We start from the raw sequence: 18,259 nt of genomic DNA, 5'->3' as shown, positions 1-18,259 counted from the left end.
CCGTTCAGAAACAGCTCAAAGCGAGATGCCAGCGGAGGCTGACCGGGACGAATGCGCGACAACGCCGCTTGGCTGGCCGGGAAATCGTATACGAAGGTCGGACCCGAACGGCCCAACTCGGGCCCCACGAGATGGCTCATGAGCAGATCCAGCCAGAAGTCCAACGCCGCAGGGGGTTGTTCCACCCCATGAATTGCGATGCCCGCTTCAAGCAAACGTCGGCGGCAAGCATCTGCGGTGGTGTTAAAGGGATCGATCTCCGTATGAGTTTTCATGGCCTCGGCGTAACTGCGCCGCTGTGACGGCGGCAACTCAGTGCGCCCGGCCAATATGTCTCGGATCAGTTCGTCCACCTCATCCATAAGACGATGGTGGTCGAACCCGGGGCGATACCACTCCAGCAAGGTGAATTCGGTGTTATGTACCTTGCCCCGCTCACCGTCCCGGAACGCGCGTGAGATCTGATAGATGGCGCCCGAACCCGCGGCCAGCAAGCGCTTCATGTGCGCTTCGGGGGATGTTTGGAGATACAGCGGCTGGCGCACCGCCGTGCAGTGGGTATTTAACGATTCCAAATGGGGGTCGGTCGCGCCGGCTCGCGCCAAAACGGGGGTTTCCACTTCCCACACCGCGCGCTGGGCGAAAAACTCCCGCACCCGACCGATCAGGCGTGAGCGCTGCCGGAGGGTGTCCAGCCGGCCGGCCGGCCGCCATTCTTCGGAAGCCGGGGGCATCAAGCCCGCTCCTGAATCATTCCTTGACGCGGGAGACGTATTCAGCCGTGCGGGTATCGACCTTGATCAGTTCGCCCTGTTCAATAAAAAGCGGCACTCGCACGACTGCACCGGTCTCCAAGGTCGCGGGCTTGCCACCACCGCTGGCCGTATCGCCCCGCACCCCGGGATCAGTTTCGGTAATTCGCAACACCACGAAATTGGGGGGCGTGACGCTTAAGGGTTGGTTGTTCCAGAGCGTCAGTTGGCAAACGTCTTCCGGACGCAACCATTTGGCCGCCTCCCCGACAGCACTCGTCTCGGCCGCATATTGTTCGTAGGACGCGGTATCCATGAAATGCCAGCTTTCGCCATCGTTATAGAGAAACTGCATTTCGACCTCGACCACGTCAGCGCCTTCGATCGACTCGCCCGACTTGAAGGTCCGCTCGATCACTCGCCCGGTCCGCAGATTCCGGAACTTCACGCGATTAAATGCCTGGCCTTTGCCGGGTTTGACGAACTCGTTCTCGATGATCGATGCCGGATCACCCTCCAACATCACTTTGAGACCGGCCTTGAATTCATTGGTGCTATAGGTCGCCATGAGCCTCGCTCTCGCTCCGTTCAATATTGCGTACTGGGGTCACCGGCTGAAAAACCAAGGCCTTTGGGTCACAATGTTGCGCCAAAAGATTCAACGAAAGCCCATTAAGGTCGGTCAAGCCCGCGGGAACAACGCCCCCCAGTCAATCGGCGCGCTATGATAACGCGAACAGAAAGCACAACCCAAACACCGCAATGGCAACGGGAAATGGCCGAAGCCTTTCGCCATCCGGCGGCTTTGCTGGATTTTCTCGGCTTAAGCTCCGCCGGCCCACCAGCACCGGCCGGTGACGCCGGTTTCCGAACACTGGTCACCCGAAGCTTTGCCAAGCGGATGCGTCGTGGCGACCCCCATGACCCGTTGCTGCTCCAGGTATTGCCGCAAGCCGTCGAATCGATGCCCGCGGCGGGCTTCGTGTCCGATCCCGTCGGCGACATGGGCAGCATTCAACGCCCCGGCGTGTTGCACAAGTACCACGGCCGCGTTCTACTGATCACCACCGGCGCCTGCGCCATCCATTGCCGCTATTGTTTCCGGCGGCATTTTCCATACAGCGATGAGTCGGCACGACGCGATCATTGGTCTGCCGCGCTCGATTACATCCGGGCCACGGTGTCGGTTTCAGAAGTGATCTTAAGTGGCGGCGATCCGCTTTTGCTCACCGATCAAAATTTGCGCAATCTGGTCGACCGGATCGCCGAAATCCCCCACGTTCGACGCCTCCGAATCCACACCCGCGTGCCCGTCGTACTACCCAATCGCGTGGATACGGGCCTGTTAAGTTGGCTGGATCGCTGCCGATTACAGAAGATAATTGTGATACACAGCAACCACGCCCAAGAAATCGACCAGGAGGTTGCGGACGCGCTCGCCCGCATCTCGTCGACGGGTACACGACTATTAAATCAGACGGTGCTTCTTCGAGGCATCAACGATCAAGTGGAGGTGCTAGGTGATCTGAGCGAGCGCCTGTTCGATATCGGCGTGTGGCCCTACTATCTCCATTGCCTGGATCGTGTCCAAGGGGCTGCGCATTTCGATGTACCACTTGAGCAGGCGCGACAATTCGCCAGGGCACTGGCCAATTGCCTGCCGGGCTACCTGGTACCGAAATTGGTGACGGAACAAGCCGGCGCACCGTCCAAGATCGCGGTGCCGCCGGACTACGCCGATAGTGAGCGAACCCGTGCTGGACAAACGGGGACAGAGGAGTTCGAAACAACATGGGGGCGATGACCTCTCCGCAACCTGAGATGGATACTTCACCGGAACCATCCCATATGGCCTCACCGACGCGGTCGACCGTGAGACACAGCCTGCTGGATATCTGGGTTGCCTCCCATTCACCCAACGAAGCGGAGGCCGTCGCCAGTGCCTTGCGCAACACCGGCCATCGGGTTCGCGTCACATTCATATCGCGACCAAAAGAATTGCGGGAAGCCATTGAGCAAGGCCGTCCTGACGTCCTCCTGTGTGCTGTGGACACCGAAGGTTTGGATATTCGCCAATGCGGGTCGGCGCTCGGCCAAGCCGGCATTCACGCACCCATCGTCGGAATCGGTGATGACGTTGCGCCCTCCACTGTGGCCGCTGCGATTCGGGACGGTGCCCGCGACCTCATCCCGCGAGGTGCCATTGCCCAACTCAATGCCGTGATTGACCGAGAGCTTAAGGTGGCCCGGCAATGGCACGAACTTCAGCGCGCCAAGCGAGAATCATCGGAAGCGGAGAAACGATTCGAATCCTTCATCAACGGCACCAGCGACCCGATGGCTTACATCGTGGAAGGCATCCACGCCGACGTGAATCCGGCCTACGCCTCGTTGCTGGGCTATGAAGTTCCTGCGGAACTGGAAGGTCTGCCGTTTATGGACATGGTGGCACCCTCGCATCGCGACCCGGTGAAACGGTACCTGCGGGCCTTCGATCAGGGCAAGCTGGAACCCACCCCGCTTCCGGTTGTCTTGCGTCGGGCCGATGGATCAACGTTCGAGACTCAAATCCTGGGGGCTAAGACCCGACGCGACGGGGACGAGTGCCTACAGGTTCTGATTCCCGCAACCAAACAGGATGCCGGTGACCCTCATGCCGAGGCCGAGCTAGAGGAGAAACTGAACGTCACACAGGCCCGACTGGAAGGGCTGCAAAAAGAACTTCAGACCAAAGTCGAACGCGAAAAAACATTGCAATCAGCATTTGCCAAACTCAAACAAGAAAACCAACAACTGCTGACTCAAACGCAACAAGCGCGCAGTACCCAAGGGCGTGACCCCCTGACGGGCCTGTGGCATCTACAGCATTTCACCGAGGTATTGGAGCGACGATTTGCGGCACCGCCGACCGATGCCGTCACGGCCATCGGCGTTGTCGAGCTGTGTGATCTTGAGGAACTGCCGGTTCAAATCGGTTTTGAGACGGTCAATCGCTTTATCGGGGGTTATGGCGAAGTTTTAGCCTCCGCTCTACCCGACAACGCATTGCTGGCACGGCTGTCAGACAACCGTCTGGTGCTTTACTTGGAAGACGCCAACATCAATGCCGCGCAATCCGTCGCAGAATCGGCCTTGGCTACCGCATCCGAGACCATTCTAGAATCCGGCCCACATTCCCGCGCGCTGGGCGGCAACATGGGAATCCGCGAGATCAATCCCGAACTGAGCCTGGATCTGTTAATTGCCAATGCCTGCGACGCGGCCGCCAGCGCGAATGCTGACGGCGTACCCAGCAGAATCTATGTGCCACCCACGCCCACCGGTGCAGATGCCGGTAATGATGCATGGCTTGCACGCATTCGGCATGCGCTGGAAAACGACCTGTTTCAGCTGATATACCAACCCATCGCGGCATTGGACGGGGGCGCCAGCGATCGATACGAAGTCCGGCTACGCATGCTCGATGAGGGCAAAAATGAGGTGATGCCCGCGGAATTCATTCCCGCAGCGGAACATGGGGGCCTGATGGGCCACCTCGATCGATGGGTGATCAATCGCACGCTCGAAGTCATTAAGGAACGCGGCGAGCAGAACAAAGCTTCAACGTTCTTTGCCAAATTGTCGGCTCAATCGGTGGTCGATCCCGGTTTCATCTCGTGGTTGGAACCTCGGGTTACCGCATTGCCGGGAGAACAAACAAGGCTGCTTCTTGAGATCGAAGAACACGTTTTGGAAGGACATATCAAAGTCGCCAAAACGCTCATCCAAGAGTTGCGAAAGATCGGCTGTGGCTTTGTCATAGAAGGCGCCGGTCGTAGCGGCCGGGCAGACCAGCTTATTGAGTTCCTGGCGCCAGACTATGTGAAGTTCGATGATGAGCTCATCAACCATCTACCCGAGCGCCCGGAACAGCAGGAGCAACTCAAGCACCTGATCAGCAAGTGCAACGAGAAACAAATCCTGATGATCGCCGGGCGTGTTGAGGATGCCAACTGCCTGGCCGTTTTGTGGCAGCTCGGCGTGAACTACATCCAAGGGAACTACGTCCAGGAACCGGAAGTGGTCTTGTCCTCGGATGCTGATAACTAACGCATCGATCAACGCCGCTCGCCCGGCTGGCTAAGCGAGCCGTTTCAACGCAGCGATTCGGTCATCCAACGGGGGGTGGCTCATAAACAGCCGCTGAATTCCACCCGCCATACCACCACGGATTGCGAACGTACGGAGTTGATCCGGCAGCGGCGGGGCGGTTTGCGCCAACTTCAGCCGTTCGAGCGCGGCGATCATCGCCTCCCGGTTGGTTAATCGCGCGCCACCGGCGTCTGCCCGATATTCACGCCAACGAGAAAACCACATCACGACGAACGTGGCCAGAATCCCGAGGAAAATCTCTGCGGCGATGACCGTGGCGAAATACCCGAGACCGTAACCTCGCTCGTTACGGAATACCGCTCGATCCACCACCTGACCAATCACCCGCGACAACACGATCACGAAGGTGTTCAACACGCCCTGTAACAAACCCAGAGTAACCATATCGCCATTGGCAACGTGGGAGACTTCATGACCCAAAACCGCTTCAACTTCACGCCGTTCCATGCCGCGAAGCAACCCCGTGCTGACCGCAACCAAGGCGTTGTTTCGGGACATGCCGGTCGCGAACGCGTTGGGATCGGGGCTATCGAATATCGCCACATCCGGCATCCCGATGCCGGCTTGGCGTGCCTGGGCCGCCACGGTGCTCACCAACCAGGATTCCACCGAATCGCTCGGTTGTTCAATTACCCGCGCGCCCATGAAGCGGATTGCCATCCACTTGGACAGCGCCAAAGATACAAACGACCCGCCCATGCCGAAAATCAGCGCGAAGATTAACAAGGGCACTAAGCTGCCCCCTTGAGCGGCCAGCGTTTGATCCAGCCCGAACAGGCGTAAAACCGCGGTCAAAACCACGATCACCGCGATATTCGTCAAGCCGAACAAGAAGACTCTTCTCAGCATCGCCATGAAATAATTCCTCTCATGTTCAACAAGGCCCGTTATCAGCGTTCCGCCGATCAGCGGTTAGATACCGGCAACCTTTCACAGGTTCAGGGGTGAACCCGGAAACATAAATGGTGTCGGGATGAGACGAAATCAAGCACCCACTTCAAGCGCATCGACTGACTGCCAGCCGCGGGGCAAGAGCGTTCCGCGCTGGCCGCGTTGGCGCCGATAGTTGACCAAATCGGCCGGTTTGATTCGCATCCGCCGCCCCCGACTGACCACGGTCAGCGAGTCGTCGTCACCCAACACCGCAATATCCACCAAACGGGCTGCCGGCTGATTTCGAGCGGTCAGTGACACGATTTTATTGCCCTTACCTCGCGCAAGCTCCGGTAAATCGTTCAACTCGAAAACCAGCAACCGCCCTTGATCGGTGGCCGCGGCAATTAAGGTAGCGCCCACAAGCACTGGGACCGGCGCTAGCGCAGCGCCTCCCGCCGGAACCGTCAACACGCGCTTTCCGGATCGGTTCCGCGCTTGCATATCAGCGAGTTTGGCGATGAATCCGTAACCGGCATCGGTCGCCAACAGACAACGGGCCTGCTCCTCGCCAATAGCCACACCTACGAAAGCGGCGCCGGATGGGGCATCCACCCGACCGGAAACAGGCTCGCCCTGGCTGCGGGCGGAGGGCAGTGTATGGGCCGGCACGCTGTAACAGCGCCCTTCCTGATCCAGGATGACGGCCACCTGATTACTGCGGCCTGTAGCGGCATGGGCAAAACCATCGCCCGCTTTGTAACTCAGCCCGACTGGATCCACATCGTTGCCTTTGGCCGCCCGAATCCAGCCGCGCTGCGAAAGCACCACCGTAATCGGTTCACTGGGCGTCAGCTCCGTGGCGTCCAACGCGCGCGCCGCGTCACGCAAGACCAAAGGCGAGCGGCGCTCGTCGCCGTAACGCTCCATATCCGCGGCAATCTCACCACGAACCAGCTGACGAAGCTGCTTGTCCGAGGCTAATGTTTGTTCCAGGCTATCCCGCTCCGCCGCCAGTTCTCCCTGCTCGGCGCGAATTTTGACTTCTTCCAGCCGCGCAAGATGGCGCAGCTTGAGTTCCAAGATGGCCTCGGCCTGAGCATCAGTGAGTCCGAATCGCGCGATCAAGGCCGCTTTGGGCTCGTCTTCTTCGCGAATGATCCGAATGACTTCGTCTAAATTCAAATAGGCAACGATCAAGCCATCGAGCACGTGAAGCCGCGCCAATACTTTGTCCAGGCGATACGCCAAGCGTCTTCGAACGGTGGTTAACCGATACTGCAACCACTCCCGCAGTATCCCATGGAGACTTTTAACCTCAGGCCGACCGTCCAGTCCGATCATGTTGAGATTAACGCGGTAGGCGCGTTCCAGATCGGTGGTGGCGAACAAATGGTTCATCAGGCTATCGCTGTCGACACGACGAGAACGTGGCACCAGGACCAACCGGGTCGGGTGTTCATGATCGGATTCGTCGCGCAAGTCTTCCAACAACGGCAGCTTGCGTGCGCGCATTTGCGTGGCAATCTGCTCCAAGACCTTGGCTCCGGACACCTGATACGGCAGTTCAGTGATAACGATCGTGCCGGCTTCGAGGTGAAAACGGGCCCGCATTCTGATCGATCCGGAACCGCTTAGGTAAATCTGCCGCAAGTCTTCCGGCGGCGTGATGATCTCCGCCCCCGTGGGGAAATCCGGGCCATGGATGTGCTGAAAAATGACCTCCGGGTCAGCCTCGGGCTGTTCCAACAAAGCAATGCAGGCCTGTGCCACTTCACGCAGATTGTGGGGTGGAACATCAGTGGCCATCCCCACAGCGATGCCAGTGGAACCATTCAGCAAGACGTTGGGTAAACGGGCGGGCAACAGCTCCGGTTCCTGCAGCGTGCCGTCGAAATTCGGCTGCCAGTCGACCGTCCCCTGACCGAGCTCCGACAGCAAGGTCGCAGCATAGGGCGTCAATCGGGCCTCGGTATAACGCATGGCCGCGAACGACTTGGGATCATCCGGCGAGCCCCAGTTCCCCTGCCCGAAAACGAACGGATAGCGGAAACTGAAAGGCTGCGCCATCAGCACCATGGCTTCGTAGCAGGCTTGGTCGCCGTGCGGGTGAAACTTGCCGAGCACGTCGCCCACGGTGCGAGCCGATTTCTTCGGTTTGGCGCCCGCGCTAAGGCCAAGCTCGGACATGGCGTAAAGGATGCGCCGCTGAACAGGTTTCAGCCCGTCCGCCACGTTGGGCAAGGCACGATCCAGGATCACGTACATGGCGTAATCCAAATAAGCCTGCTCGGTAAACTGAGCCAGGCCTTGGCGCTCCACGCCCTCGGAATCTGCAAATGGGATGTCGTTCACGTGTTCTTAAACCGATACGGTGGCCAGGTTGCCTTTGCGTTGCAGCCAGGCACGCCGATCGGCGGCACGTTTCTTGGCCAGCAACATATCCAGGACGTGTTCGTCGTCCACTTCCTCATCCAACGTCAATTGAATGAGCCGACGGGTATCCGGTTGCATCGTGGTTTCCCGGAGTTGAGCCGGGCTCATTTCACCCAATCCTTTGAATCGGGTAACAACGGGTTTCCTACGACTGTCCTCGGCGAGCAACTGCTCCAATAAAGCATCGCGCTCGGCATCGTCCAGCGCATAGTGCACGGCTTTGCCCACATCGATGCGATAGAGTGGCGGCATCGCCACGTAGACATGGCCGGCGGCAACCAGAGGCCTGAAATGACGCAGGAACAGGGCACACAACAAGGTCGCAATGTGCCGTCCGTCCGAGTCGGCATCGGCCAGAATGCAGATCTTGCCGTAACGCAGCCCCTCGAGGCGATTCGATCCGGGCTCCACGCCGATGGCCACTGAGATGTCATGGACTTCTTGTGAGGCCAACACCTGACCGACGGCCACTTCCCAGGTATTAAGAATTTTCCCCCGCAGCGGCATCACAGCCTGGGTGTCTCGCGCCCGGGCCTGCTTCGCCGAGCCACCGGCCGAATCCCCTTCCACCAAAAACAACTCGCTGTGATTCAAGTCGCTGGTGACGCAATCGGCCAGCTTGCCGGGCAACGCCGGTCCCGTGGCAACACGTTTGCGGACCACTTGCTTACTGGCCCGCAGACGCGCCTGCGCTCGTTCCACTGCCAGTGTCGCCAACCGCTCACCAACGTCGGTGTGCTGATTCAACCAGAGACTGAACGCGTCTTTGACCGTAGTGGAAACATATCCTGCAGCGACACGGGAGGCCAAACGCTCCTTGGTTTGTCCGGAAAACTGCGGTTCTTTCAGCTTCAAGGAAAGGACGAAGCTGATTCGCTCCCAAACGTCTTCCGGGCTGATTTTGACGCCGCGGGGCAATAGATTGCGGAACTCGCAAAACTCCCGGATCGCATCGGTCAAACCGGAGCGTAACCCGTTCACATGGGTTCCGCCCTGGGGTGTCGGGATGAGATTTACATAACTTTCCGCCACGGGCTGACCTTCTGCCGGCAGCCAGCATAAAGCCCACTCGAGCTCGTAGACCTCTTCCTGAGTGCTGCCGACAAAAAGTTCTGGGGGTAGACGGTCAAACGAGGCAAGCGCATCCGCGAGATAGTCCTTGAGACCATCCTGATACATCCAGGTGCACTGTTCACCCGTGGCCTCATTGGAAAAGCGGATATTCAACCCCGGACAAAGCACCGCCTTGGCGCGCAGCACTTGCTTGAGTCGGGAGACGGAGAACTGGGCCGTGTCGAAAAACTGGCCATCGGGCCAGAATCGCACCGTGGTGCCGGTGTCTTGCTTCCGGACGGTATCGACAACCGTCAACTCGGATTGCTTGACACCGTCGGCAAAACGCATTTCCCACAGGCGACCGTCGCGACGAATGTGCACGTCGAGCCGGCTGGACAAGGCGTTCACGACGGACACGCCGACCCCATGCAGACCACCGGCGTAGCGATAGGCTCTGTCCGAAAACTTACCGCCCGCATGCAGCCGCGTGAGAATCAGTTCGACACCTGGAACACGCTCCTCGGGGTGCTCATCCACGGGCATACCGCGGCCATCGTCGCGAACTTCCAGCGAGCCATCGGCAAAAAGAACAACGTCTATCTGGCGGGCATGACCCGCGATGGCTTCGTCGACGCTGTTGTCAATGAGTTCTTGAGCAAGGTGGTTGGGTCGCGCGATGTCGGTATACATACCCGGCCGACGCCGGACAGGGTCCAAGCCACTGAGCACCTCAATGGCTGCTGCATTGTAATCTTGACTCATGAACTCCGTCGCTTCGTTGACATTCGTGCCGTGTGCACGTCCCGGCCGCTTGAGATCGCAGCAGTGTAACCCACCTCCAATCCCGCGAGAAAGGCGGTCAATCGACCATCAACCCGCCAAGTCCTCCGCCAGCGACCGGGCCACGTTGGAGGGGATGGGATCGGCTGCATGTCGATACTGGGGATGATCGATCCCCATAGCAATAGCCGAACCACTCCGCACAGCTTGCACCTGTTCTGGTGACAACTCGAAGCGAAGAAAATGCACCGACGAGGTTTTCTCCTCCGTTTCCCGGTCCAGATCCTCATCGGCAATCGCCCGGACGGGATCGAAACCCTCCACGCGAACCCACACCTTGTCTTCGACACCGATCAACGCTTTGAGTCGCTGCTGACGCTCGGCGGGATCGGGGAATTCGATCATCAGCGTGGCTTTCCAGTTGGTGCCATCGGGAATCAGCGGGTTGTAAGCGGCGAGTTCTTCCTGAATACCGGCAGTCTCGAAAATACGCTCGGCCCGCAGCATTTCCTGTATCTGATACTGAATGGTCAATCGATCCTCAAACAACAGCCGGGCATTGGGTCCGAGTTGCACCGAGCGATTTTGCTTGTGCGCCATCACCCGACGCCGAAATTCGTCCCGTATCTCGGCGTATTGTTCCAGCGAGTACAACTCCGCCCGGGTCAATGCTGCCATCTCAAAGAACCTCCCGCGCCCATCGCGATTTGTCAGATACCGTAGGCCACGCGGAGCATCCGCATCGGGTGCTCCGGCGCCGGCCGTCCCTCCAATCCGTGGGCGATCTGCACGCCGGCCATGGGGCAATCACTACCGAAATGATCAGGCGCTGCTTTATGAACTTTCGTCACCACCGGTTTAGCGATTTTACGCGCCGTATCGTAATACTCCTTTTTGACCGCGTAGGTGCCATCGTGCCCCGAACAACGCTCGATGACCTCGACTTGCGTGTCGGGCACCAGGGCCAAAATATCCCGGGTCTTCAAACCGATATTCTGAACCCGCAGATGACACGGCACGTGATAGCTCACTTTGCCCAAGGATTGTTTGAAATCCAGCTTGAGTTCACCGGCCCGGCGCCGTCGCATCAGGTAATCGAACGGATCAAAAAAGTGTGCCTGTACGGTCCGGACATCCGGATCGTCCGGAAACATCAGTGGTAACTCCTGTTTGAACATCAACACGCAACTGGGAACCGGCGCGACGATGTCCCACCCGGCTTCGATCATCGCCAGCAGACCTGGAATATTCGCCTCTTTGGCGCGCCGAACGGCCTCTAAATCACCCAGTTCGAGCTTAGGCATGCCGCAACATTGCTCTTTGTCCACCAACGTGACGGGGATCCCGTTGTGCTCGAAGACCGCCACCAGATCACCGCCCAAGTCCGGATGGTTGCGGTTGCCATAGCAGGTGGCAAACAAGGCAACGCGGCCACGGGTATCCTCAGTCGGCCGGGCGGAAACGGCCGCTGGGACGCGGTTGGACAGGCGCTTGCGCAGCGTCTTGCTGTGGTAGGCCGGTATGGGCGCATCCCGATGGACACCGAGCACGCTCTCCAAACCTTGACGAAATACAGCCGAGCGATTGGCGGCATTGACCGCCTCAGCCACCACTGGAATTCCGGCCAAACGACCGACGAGGTCGGTTGAAGTCAAAACCCGGTCCCGCAGCCGGGATTCGCCTTTGTGATACTTCACGGCCTTGGCACGCAACATGAGATGCGGAAAATCCACATTCCACGGATGAGGCGGAACGTAGGGGCACTTGCTCATGTAGCACATGTCACACAGATAGCAGTGGTCCACCACGTCCCAGTAGACCGACCGGTCGACCCCGTCGAGTTCCCCCGAGTCGGACTCATCGATCGCATCGAACAGGGTCGGGAAAGCATGGCAGAGATTGAAGCAGCGGCGGCAACCATGGCAAATGTCGAACACCCGTTCGAGTTCTTCAAACAACGACGACTCGTTGTAGAACTCGGGATCCTGCCAGTTGAGAGGGTGCCGGGTCGGGGCCTCCAGGCTCCCCTCGCGGAACGGATTTTTCGGATCACTCATGATGCACTCCGAATACCGAAAACCAGAAAAAACGCGGGCAGGCCCACCCAGACCAACCCGCGTAATCTGCGACTCAAAAAAATCTAGGCTTCCAGATTATCCAGCGCCTTCTGAAAACGATTGGCATGGGAGCGCTCGGCCTTGGCCAGCGTTTCGAACCAGTCCGCGATTTCATCGAAACCTTCCTCACGCGCGGTCTTCGCCATGCCGGGATACATATCGGTGTACTCGTGGGTCTCCCCGGCAATCGCCGCTTTCAAATTATCGGCCGTACCACCGATGGGCAGGCCGGTAGCGGGATCGCCCACGGGTTCCATATATTCGAGGTGGCCATGGGCATGGCCGGTTTCGCCTTCGGCCGTGGAACGAAAAACCGTGGCCACGTCATTGTAGCCTTCGACATCCGCCTTGGCGGCGAAATACAGATAGCGGCGATTGGCTTGCGATTCGCCGGCAAATGCGGCCTTGAGATTCTCAAAAGTGGTGCTTTCTTTCAGTTCCATCGTCGTGTCCTCCTGTCAGTCTTAATGACGCGAGATTATTCGGTCCATCGGCCACCGATCAAACTTAGAACTATTCTAATTCGAATGCCGATTCTACGCCCGTACCCCCTTGTGTCAACCGAGCTCGATGGCGTTGACTAGATCATTGCATACCGGATCGGGCACCATATATAGGCATCGTCATTTCCGAGTTTGAGAGGCATCCCCCGACGTGAGCGACAAACCAAACGGTAGCGATTTTGAGCATGCGCTAGCCGAGCTGGAAAAACTGGTCGAAGACCTGGAAAAAGGCGAGTTGCCGCTGGAGCAATCACTCAGTCAGTTTGAACGCGGGATCGCACTCACGCGCACCTGCCAGCGCGCGCTGCAAAACGCGGAACAAAAAGTTCGCGTGCTCGCGGAAACGGACGGCGAACAAACGCTCACACCTTTCGAACCGGAAGAAAACTGAGCGCATGCCAAACGCCCCGGATCAGGCTTCCGCGCTGGACACCTACCGAACGCGGATCGGCGCCGCACTGGAACGCTGTCTGCCGCCGGCCGACTCGACACCGTGCCGCCTTCACGAGGCCATGCGCTATGTCGTTTTGGGCCCGGGCAAGCGCGTTCGGCCAGCGTTGTGCTACGCCACCGGGGAAACACTCGGTATTCCACTGAGCCAGCTCGACGGAGCCGCCTGCGCGGTGGAACTGATACATGCCTACTCGCTGGTGCACGACGACCTCCCGGCCATGGACGATGACGACCTGCGGCGTGGAAAACCCACATGCCATAGAGCATTCGATGAAGCCACGGCGATTCTGGTGGGCGATGCGCTACAAGCCCTGGCGTTTGAATGCCTGTGCCAACAAGCGGCTGGGCTGAATACAAAAGCCTGCGTGCGAATGATCAAAACTCTGGCTGTTGCCTGTGGATCGGTGGGCATGGTCGGCGGGCAGGCCATGGATCTGGCGGCCGAAGCGTCCCGCCCGGAATTGACAGCACTACAACAAATTCACGAGCGTAAAACCGGGGCACTCATTCGGGCATCTGTGTTGATGGCCGCGGATGCCGCACTGGCGCCGGACGACCCCAACTACCAGCGGCTGGAGCAATTTGCCTGCCACATTGGCTTGGCGTTTCAAATACAAGATGACATTTTGGATGTCACTGCCGACACGGCAACGCTGGGGAAACGCCAAGGCGCCGACGAGGCTCGCGAAAAAGCCACTTACCCGGCGTTGTTGGGGCTGGAGAAGACCCGCCAGAAGTTTCACGCCTGCTACCAGAACGCCTTATTGGAACTCGAACACTTCGGCGCAGCAGCAAAACCCTTGAAGGAATTAAGCGGCTACCTGCTTTCGCGGGACCGCTAAGCGCTTGCTCCGTCTGAGTGCGGCTACGATAATGACACGTAACACCACTGCCCGATTTCTTTCATGAAACACGCATCCTATCCATTGTTGGCGAACATCGAATCGCCGAACGATCTGCGCCGACTGCCGGAGGACCAACTTGGCCAACTGGCGACGGAACTTCGTGCTTTTCTGATCGAAACTGTGGGCGTATCGGGCGGACATTTCGCCGCCAACCTGGGCACCGTTGAACTCACCATTGCGCTGCATTACGTCTACAACACCCCGGAAGACCGGCTGGTGTGGGATGTCGGTCATCAAACCTATCCCCATAAAATACTGACCGGCCGGCGCAATCAGCTCGGCACGATCCGAAAATTTGGCGGGCTGGCACCGTTCCCAAAACGCGCCGAGAGCCCATATGATCATTTCGGCGTTGGGCATTCCAGCACCTCCATCAGTGCGGCCATGGGCATGGCGGTCGCCGCCCAACTGCAAGCGATCCGCCGGCGGGCAGTGGCCATCATCGGTGACGGCGCCATGACGGGCGGTATGGCTTACGAAGCACTCGCCCACGCCGGCCACGTTCGGCCCAACCTATTGGTCATCCTCAACGACAACGACATGTCCATTTCACCCAACGTGGGCGGGCTGTCCAACTACTTGACGGAAATTCTTTCCAGCCATCTTTACACCACCCTGCGCGAAAGCGGGAAAAAAGTTCTGAAGAACGTACCGCCAGTACATGAGTTCGCGAAACGGGCGGAGGAGCACGTCAAAGGCATGGTGGTGCCCGGAACGCTTTTCGAAGAGTTGGGCTGGAACTATATCGGTCCAGTGGACGGTCATGACGTGGACGCTTTGGTTCGCACGCTGCAAAACGTCAAGGACTTGGATGGACCCCAGTTCTTACACGTCGTTACCCGCAAAGGAAAAGGCTTTGCGCCCGCCGAAGCCGACCCCGTGAAATGGCATGGGGTCAGCGCATTTGACCCCGAAACCGGACAGTTCGCAGCCAAGAAAAGCCCATCCAAACCCACCTACAGTCAGGTGTTCGGTCAGTGGTTATGCGATATGGCCCAGCAGGATCCCCGAGTCATTGGCATCACACCCGCCATGCGGGAAGGTTCGGGAATGGTGGGATTCGAACAACGCTTCCCGGAGCGCTACTTCGATACCGGCATTACCGAGCAGCACGCCGTCACCTTGGCCGCCGGCATGGCCTGCGATGGACTCAAGCCGGTGGTGGCGATCTATTCGACGTTCCTGCAACGCGCCTATGACCAAGCCATCCATGATGTGGCCATCCAGAATCTGCCGGTGGTGTTTGCCATCGACCGGGCCGGGTTGGTGGGTGCGGACGGTGCCACCCATCACGGCAGCTTCGACCTCAGTTACCTTCGTTGCCTGCCGAACTTCACCATCATGGCCCCGGCGGATGAGCCCGAATGCCGGAACATGTTATACACCGCCCACACCCTGGATAGCCCGACCGCCGTGCGGTATCCGCGCGGCAGCGGACCGGGCCTAGCGACCGCCTCGAAGATGGAGGCGCTAGCTATCGGACAAGCCGAAGTCCGGCGAGAAGGACGCGATGTGGCCCTGTTGGCCTTCGGAGCCATGGTCGAGCCTGCTATGACCATCGCCCGCACCTTGAATGCGACCGTGGTCAACATGCGGTTTATCAAGCCGCTGGATGAGAAGCTGATTTTGGCTATGGCACGGGAGCATACCCATCTGGTCACGCTGGAGGAAAACGCGGTGGCCGGCGGTGCGGGCAGTGCGGTGGGAGAACTTCTGGCCAGCCACGGGGCTCAGATCCCCCTACTTCAACTGGGGCTGCCCGACCGTTTCCTCGAACATGGCAGCCGTGAGGAGCTTTTGGCCAGCTGCGGCCTGGACACCGCCGGCCTGCTCGCGACATTGCGCCGCTGGCTACCGAGTACGCGGGTCAATGACCGAGGCTAATCACTGCCGTTTCCCGATTCCTGCCGCATGGCTTCGTCCGCTGCAGAACAGGCGAGAATCGCGCGGCGGTTGGTTTCCGAACTCACACGGCGCAAGGCCTCATCCAGCGGTAACCACGCGAATTCACAATGCTCTTCCGGATTCAAAACGGGCGGAATCGCACTGGACAGATGAAACGCGAACACATGCTCGAGATTGGTCTTGTCACGGAACTGATAACGGGCCGTCCAAGGCGGCACGATCGGAAAGCGAAAGCAAAACTGCAAATCCCTAGGGTCGCCATCCCATCCCGTTTCTTCTTTAAGCTCCCGGCGAGCAGCGGCGTGCGGTGTCTCACCCCATTCCAGCGCACCGGTCACCGATTGCCAAAAGTTCGCCGGCTGGCAACGCCGCAACAGTAAAAACCGCTGCGGCGCCGCCACAACGACCAAGACCGATTCTGCCCGCCGTGGCCGAGTGGACACCGTGCGACTCTAACCCTCCGATGTTCCGGGTGCTTTGTGAAGACGCAAACCGAGCTCTCGGAGCTGTTTGGGGTTCGCCGGTCCCGGCGCTTGGGTCAACAGACAACTGGCGGTCTGGGTCTTCGGGAACGCCATCACGTCCCGAATCGTTTGCGCGTTGGCCATGAGCATCACCATACGATCCAGACCGAACGCCAATCCACCATGGGGTGGGCAACCGTATTTCAGCGCTTCGAGCAGGAAGCCGAATTTCTCTTCCGCCTCCTCGGGTCCGATACCCAGCAACTCAAAGACCGCCGCTTGAGTCTCGGGCCGATGAATACGGATCGAGCCGCCCCCGAGTTCAGTCCCGTTGAGCACCATGTCGTAAGCTCGCGAGATACAGCCCGCCGGGTCGGATCGCAGCTCTTCCACAGAACAAGCCGGCGCCGTGAAGGGATGGTGTAAGGCCTGATAGCGCCCCTCGCGCTCGTCCCATTCGAACATGGGAAAATCAACCACCCAAAGGGGCCGCCAGCCCGCTTCGACCAGATCGAGGTCGTGACCGAGTTTGACGCGCAGTGCACCGATGGATTCGTTCACCACCGCAGCTTTATCGGCCCCGAAGAAAACCACATCGCCAGTGGTCGCACCGCAGCGCTCGAGAATTGCGAGCACGACATCATCGGGCAAGAACTTCAGGATCGGCGACTGCAACCCGGCAATCCCCGCGGCGGCATCGTTGACTTTGATATATGCCAAACCCTTGGCGCCGTATCGACCGACAAACTCGGTATAAACATCAATCTCTTTGCGGCTGAGGCGACACCCGCCGGGCACTCGCAAGGCCGCCACCCGTCCACCGGGGTCAATCGCGGGACCGGAAAACACTTTGAACTCCACGCCACGTAGCAGGTCGGACACTTCGACCAGCTCCAGGGGAATACGCAGATCCGGTTTATCCGAGCCATAGCGGTCCATCGCCTCGGCATAAGTCATCCTGGGAAATGGATCCGGGAGCCCGACACCCAGCACCTCGTCGAAGAGTTGCCGAACCATCGCTTCCATCAGGCCAGTGATGGTGTTCTCGTCAATGAACGACGCTTCCAGATCCACTTGGGTGAATTCCGGTTGCCGGTCGGCACGCAAGTCTTCATCCCGAAAACAGCGCACGATCTGGTAGTAACGATCCATGCCGGACATCATCAGCAGCTGTTTGAACAACTGCGGCGATTGGGGCAGCGCGAAAAACTGCCCGGGATGGGTACGACTGGGCACCAGATAATCTCGCGCGCCCTCGGGCGTGGCGCGTGTCAGCATCGGCGTTTCGATTTCCAAGAAACCGTTGGCGTCGAGGAAATTCCGCAGCACACGAGTGACCTGCGCCCTGAGGCGAAGGTTGTTCATCATCACCGGACGACGCAAATCGACGTAGCGGTAACGCAACCGAACGTCCTCCCCCACCTCGTCGTCTAATTGAAAGGGCGGTGTTTGGGCCGAGTTGAGAACCTCGAGCTCGGTCGCCAGGACTTCGACCTCGCCGGTCGGCAGCTTGGGATTCACAGTTCCTTCCGGCCGGCGCCTGACCCGTCCGCGAACGCGCAAAACGTATTCGTTCCGGACCGATTCGGCAATGGCGAACATCGCCGGATCGTCGGGGTCGAAGACGATCTGCAATAGCCCTTCGCGATCCCGAAGATCGACGAAAATTACACCACCGTGATCACGGCGCCGGTGAACCCAACCGGCCACTTCCACTTCCTGATCCAATAGTGAGGTCTCAACATCGCCACAGTAGTGAGTTCGCATAAAGAGGGTTCCAGTGCAATACGATAGTCCGTGGAACAACGCCACAGGCCCGCGATAAAAAACAGCAAAAGCCAGCGGTGAGGGTAACCGCTGGCC

General features: G+C 59.0%; 15 protein-coding genes. 5 read left to right on the top strand and 10 right to left on the bottom strand.

What is annotated here, in order from left to right; translation table 11 throughout:
* On the bottom strand, positions 1-734 hold a 734-nt coding region (locus SVU69_05975), incomplete at its 3' end, for an amino acid--tRNA ligase-related protein (GenBank protein ID MDY6942548.1).
* 16 nt (positions 735-750) lie between these two features.
* A complete protein-coding gene (efp, locus tag SVU69_05970; GenBank protein ID MDY6942547.1) occupies positions 751-1,320 on the bottom strand; it encodes an elongation factor P in 570 nt (189 codons plus the stop codon).
* A gap of 156 nt (positions 1,321-1,476) precedes the next feature.
* On the opposite strand from efp, the gene epmB reads away from it, so the two are divergent.
* Positions 1,477-2,556 (top strand): EF-P beta-lysylation protein EpmB, encoded by a 1,080-nt coding sequence (gene epmB / locus SVU69_05965; GenBank protein MDY6942546.1) that lies wholly within the window; start codon positions 1,477-1,479, stop codon positions 2,554-2,556.
* Positions 2,544-4,841 (top strand): EAL domain-containing protein, encoded by a 2,298-nt coding sequence (locus SVU69_05960; GenBank protein ID MDY6942545.1) that lies wholly within the window; start codon positions 2,544-2,546, stop codon positions 4,839-4,841. The genes epmB and SVU69_05960 overlap by 13 nt, the downstream gene beginning before the upstream one ends.
* Before the next feature lie 30 nt (positions 4,842-4,871).
* Here the strand turns inward: SVU69_05960 and htpX are convergent, their stop codons facing one another.
* The 6 genes from htpX to SVU69_05930 all read right to left on the bottom strand — a co-directional run bounded on the left by htpX (position 4,872) and on the right by SVU69_05930 (position 12,609).
* The gene (gene htpX / locus SVU69_05955; GenBank protein ID MDY6942544.1) at positions 4,872-5,750 is read right to left on the bottom strand and encodes a protease HtpX; all 879 of its coding nucleotides are present in this window, start codon (positions 5,748-5,750) and stop codon (positions 4,872-4,874) included.
* A gap of 138 nt (positions 5,751-5,888) precedes the next feature.
* A complete protein-coding gene (gene parC / locus SVU69_05950; protein ID MDY6942543.1) occupies positions 5,889-8,132 on the bottom strand; it encodes a DNA topoisomerase IV subunit A in 2,244 nt (747 codons plus the stop codon).
* A 6-nt stretch (positions 8,133-8,138) separates the two neighbouring features.
* Positions 8,139-10,031: a DNA topoisomerase IV subunit B gene (parE, locus tag SVU69_05945; GenBank protein ID MDY6942542.1), complete on the bottom strand. Its 1,893-nt coding sequence runs from the start codon at positions 10,029-10,031 to the stop codon at positions 8,139-8,141.
* 108 nt (positions 10,032-10,139) lie between these two features.
* Positions 10,140-10,727: a DUF3501 family protein gene (locus SVU69_05940; protein MDY6942541.1), complete on the bottom strand. Its 588-nt coding sequence runs from the start codon at positions 10,725-10,727 to the stop codon at positions 10,140-10,142.
* A 32-nt stretch (positions 10,728-10,759) separates the two neighbouring features.
* The gene (locus SVU69_05935; protein MDY6942540.1) at positions 10,760-12,106 is read right to left on the bottom strand and encodes a heterodisulfide reductase-related iron-sulfur binding cluster; all 1,347 of its coding nucleotides are present in this window, start codon (positions 12,104-12,106) and stop codon (positions 10,760-10,762) included.
* Positions 12,107-12,189: 83 nt separating this feature from the next.
* The gene (locus tag SVU69_05930; GenBank protein ID MDY6942539.1) at positions 12,190-12,609 is read right to left on the bottom strand and encodes a rubrerythrin family protein; all 420 of its coding nucleotides are present in this window, start codon (positions 12,607-12,609) and stop codon (positions 12,190-12,192) included.
* A gap of 211 nt (positions 12,610-12,820) precedes the next feature.
* Here SVU69_05930 and SVU69_05925 point away from each other — a divergent pair, with 211 nt between their 5' ends.
* The 3 genes from SVU69_05925 (at position 12,821) to dxs (ending at position 15,911) form a co-directional block, all read left to right on the top strand.
* Complete coding sequence (locus tag SVU69_05925; GenBank protein MDY6942538.1) at positions 12,821-13,060, top strand: exodeoxyribonuclease VII small subunit; 240 nt, start codon at positions 12,821-12,823, stop codon at positions 13,058-13,060.
* Positions 13,061-13,064: 4 nt separating this feature from the next.
* Positions 13,065-13,964 (top strand): farnesyl diphosphate synthase, encoded by a 900-nt coding sequence (locus SVU69_05920; protein ID MDY6942537.1) that lies wholly within the window; start codon positions 13,065-13,067, stop codon positions 13,962-13,964.
* Positions 13,965-14,027: 63 nt separating this feature from the next.
* Positions 14,028-15,911, top strand: coding sequence for a 1-deoxy-D-xylulose-5-phosphate synthase (dxs, locus tag SVU69_05915; protein ID MDY6942536.1), 1,884 nt, complete (start codon positions 14,028-14,030; stop codon positions 15,909-15,911).
* Here dxs and nudB read toward each other — a convergent pair.
* Positions 15,908-16,375, bottom strand: coding sequence for a dihydroneopterin triphosphate diphosphatase (gene nudB / locus SVU69_05910; GenBank protein MDY6942535.1), 468 nt, complete (start codon positions 16,373-16,375; stop codon positions 15,908-15,910). The genes dxs and nudB overlap by 4 nt on opposite strands.
* A 9-nt stretch (positions 16,376-16,384) precedes the next feature.
* Positions 16,385-18,163, bottom strand: coding sequence for an aspartate--tRNA ligase (aspS, locus tag SVU69_05905; GenBank protein MDY6942534.1), 1,779 nt, complete (start codon positions 18,161-18,163; stop codon positions 16,385-16,387).
* Positions 18,164-18,259 lie beyond the last annotated feature (96 nt).

The organism is Pseudomonadota bacterium (assembly GCA_034189865.1).
Classification (GTDB): Bacteria; Pseudomonadota; Gammaproteobacteria; order UBA5335; family UBA5335; genus JAXHTV01.
This window is presented reverse-complemented; position numbering and strand designations above follow the sequence as displayed.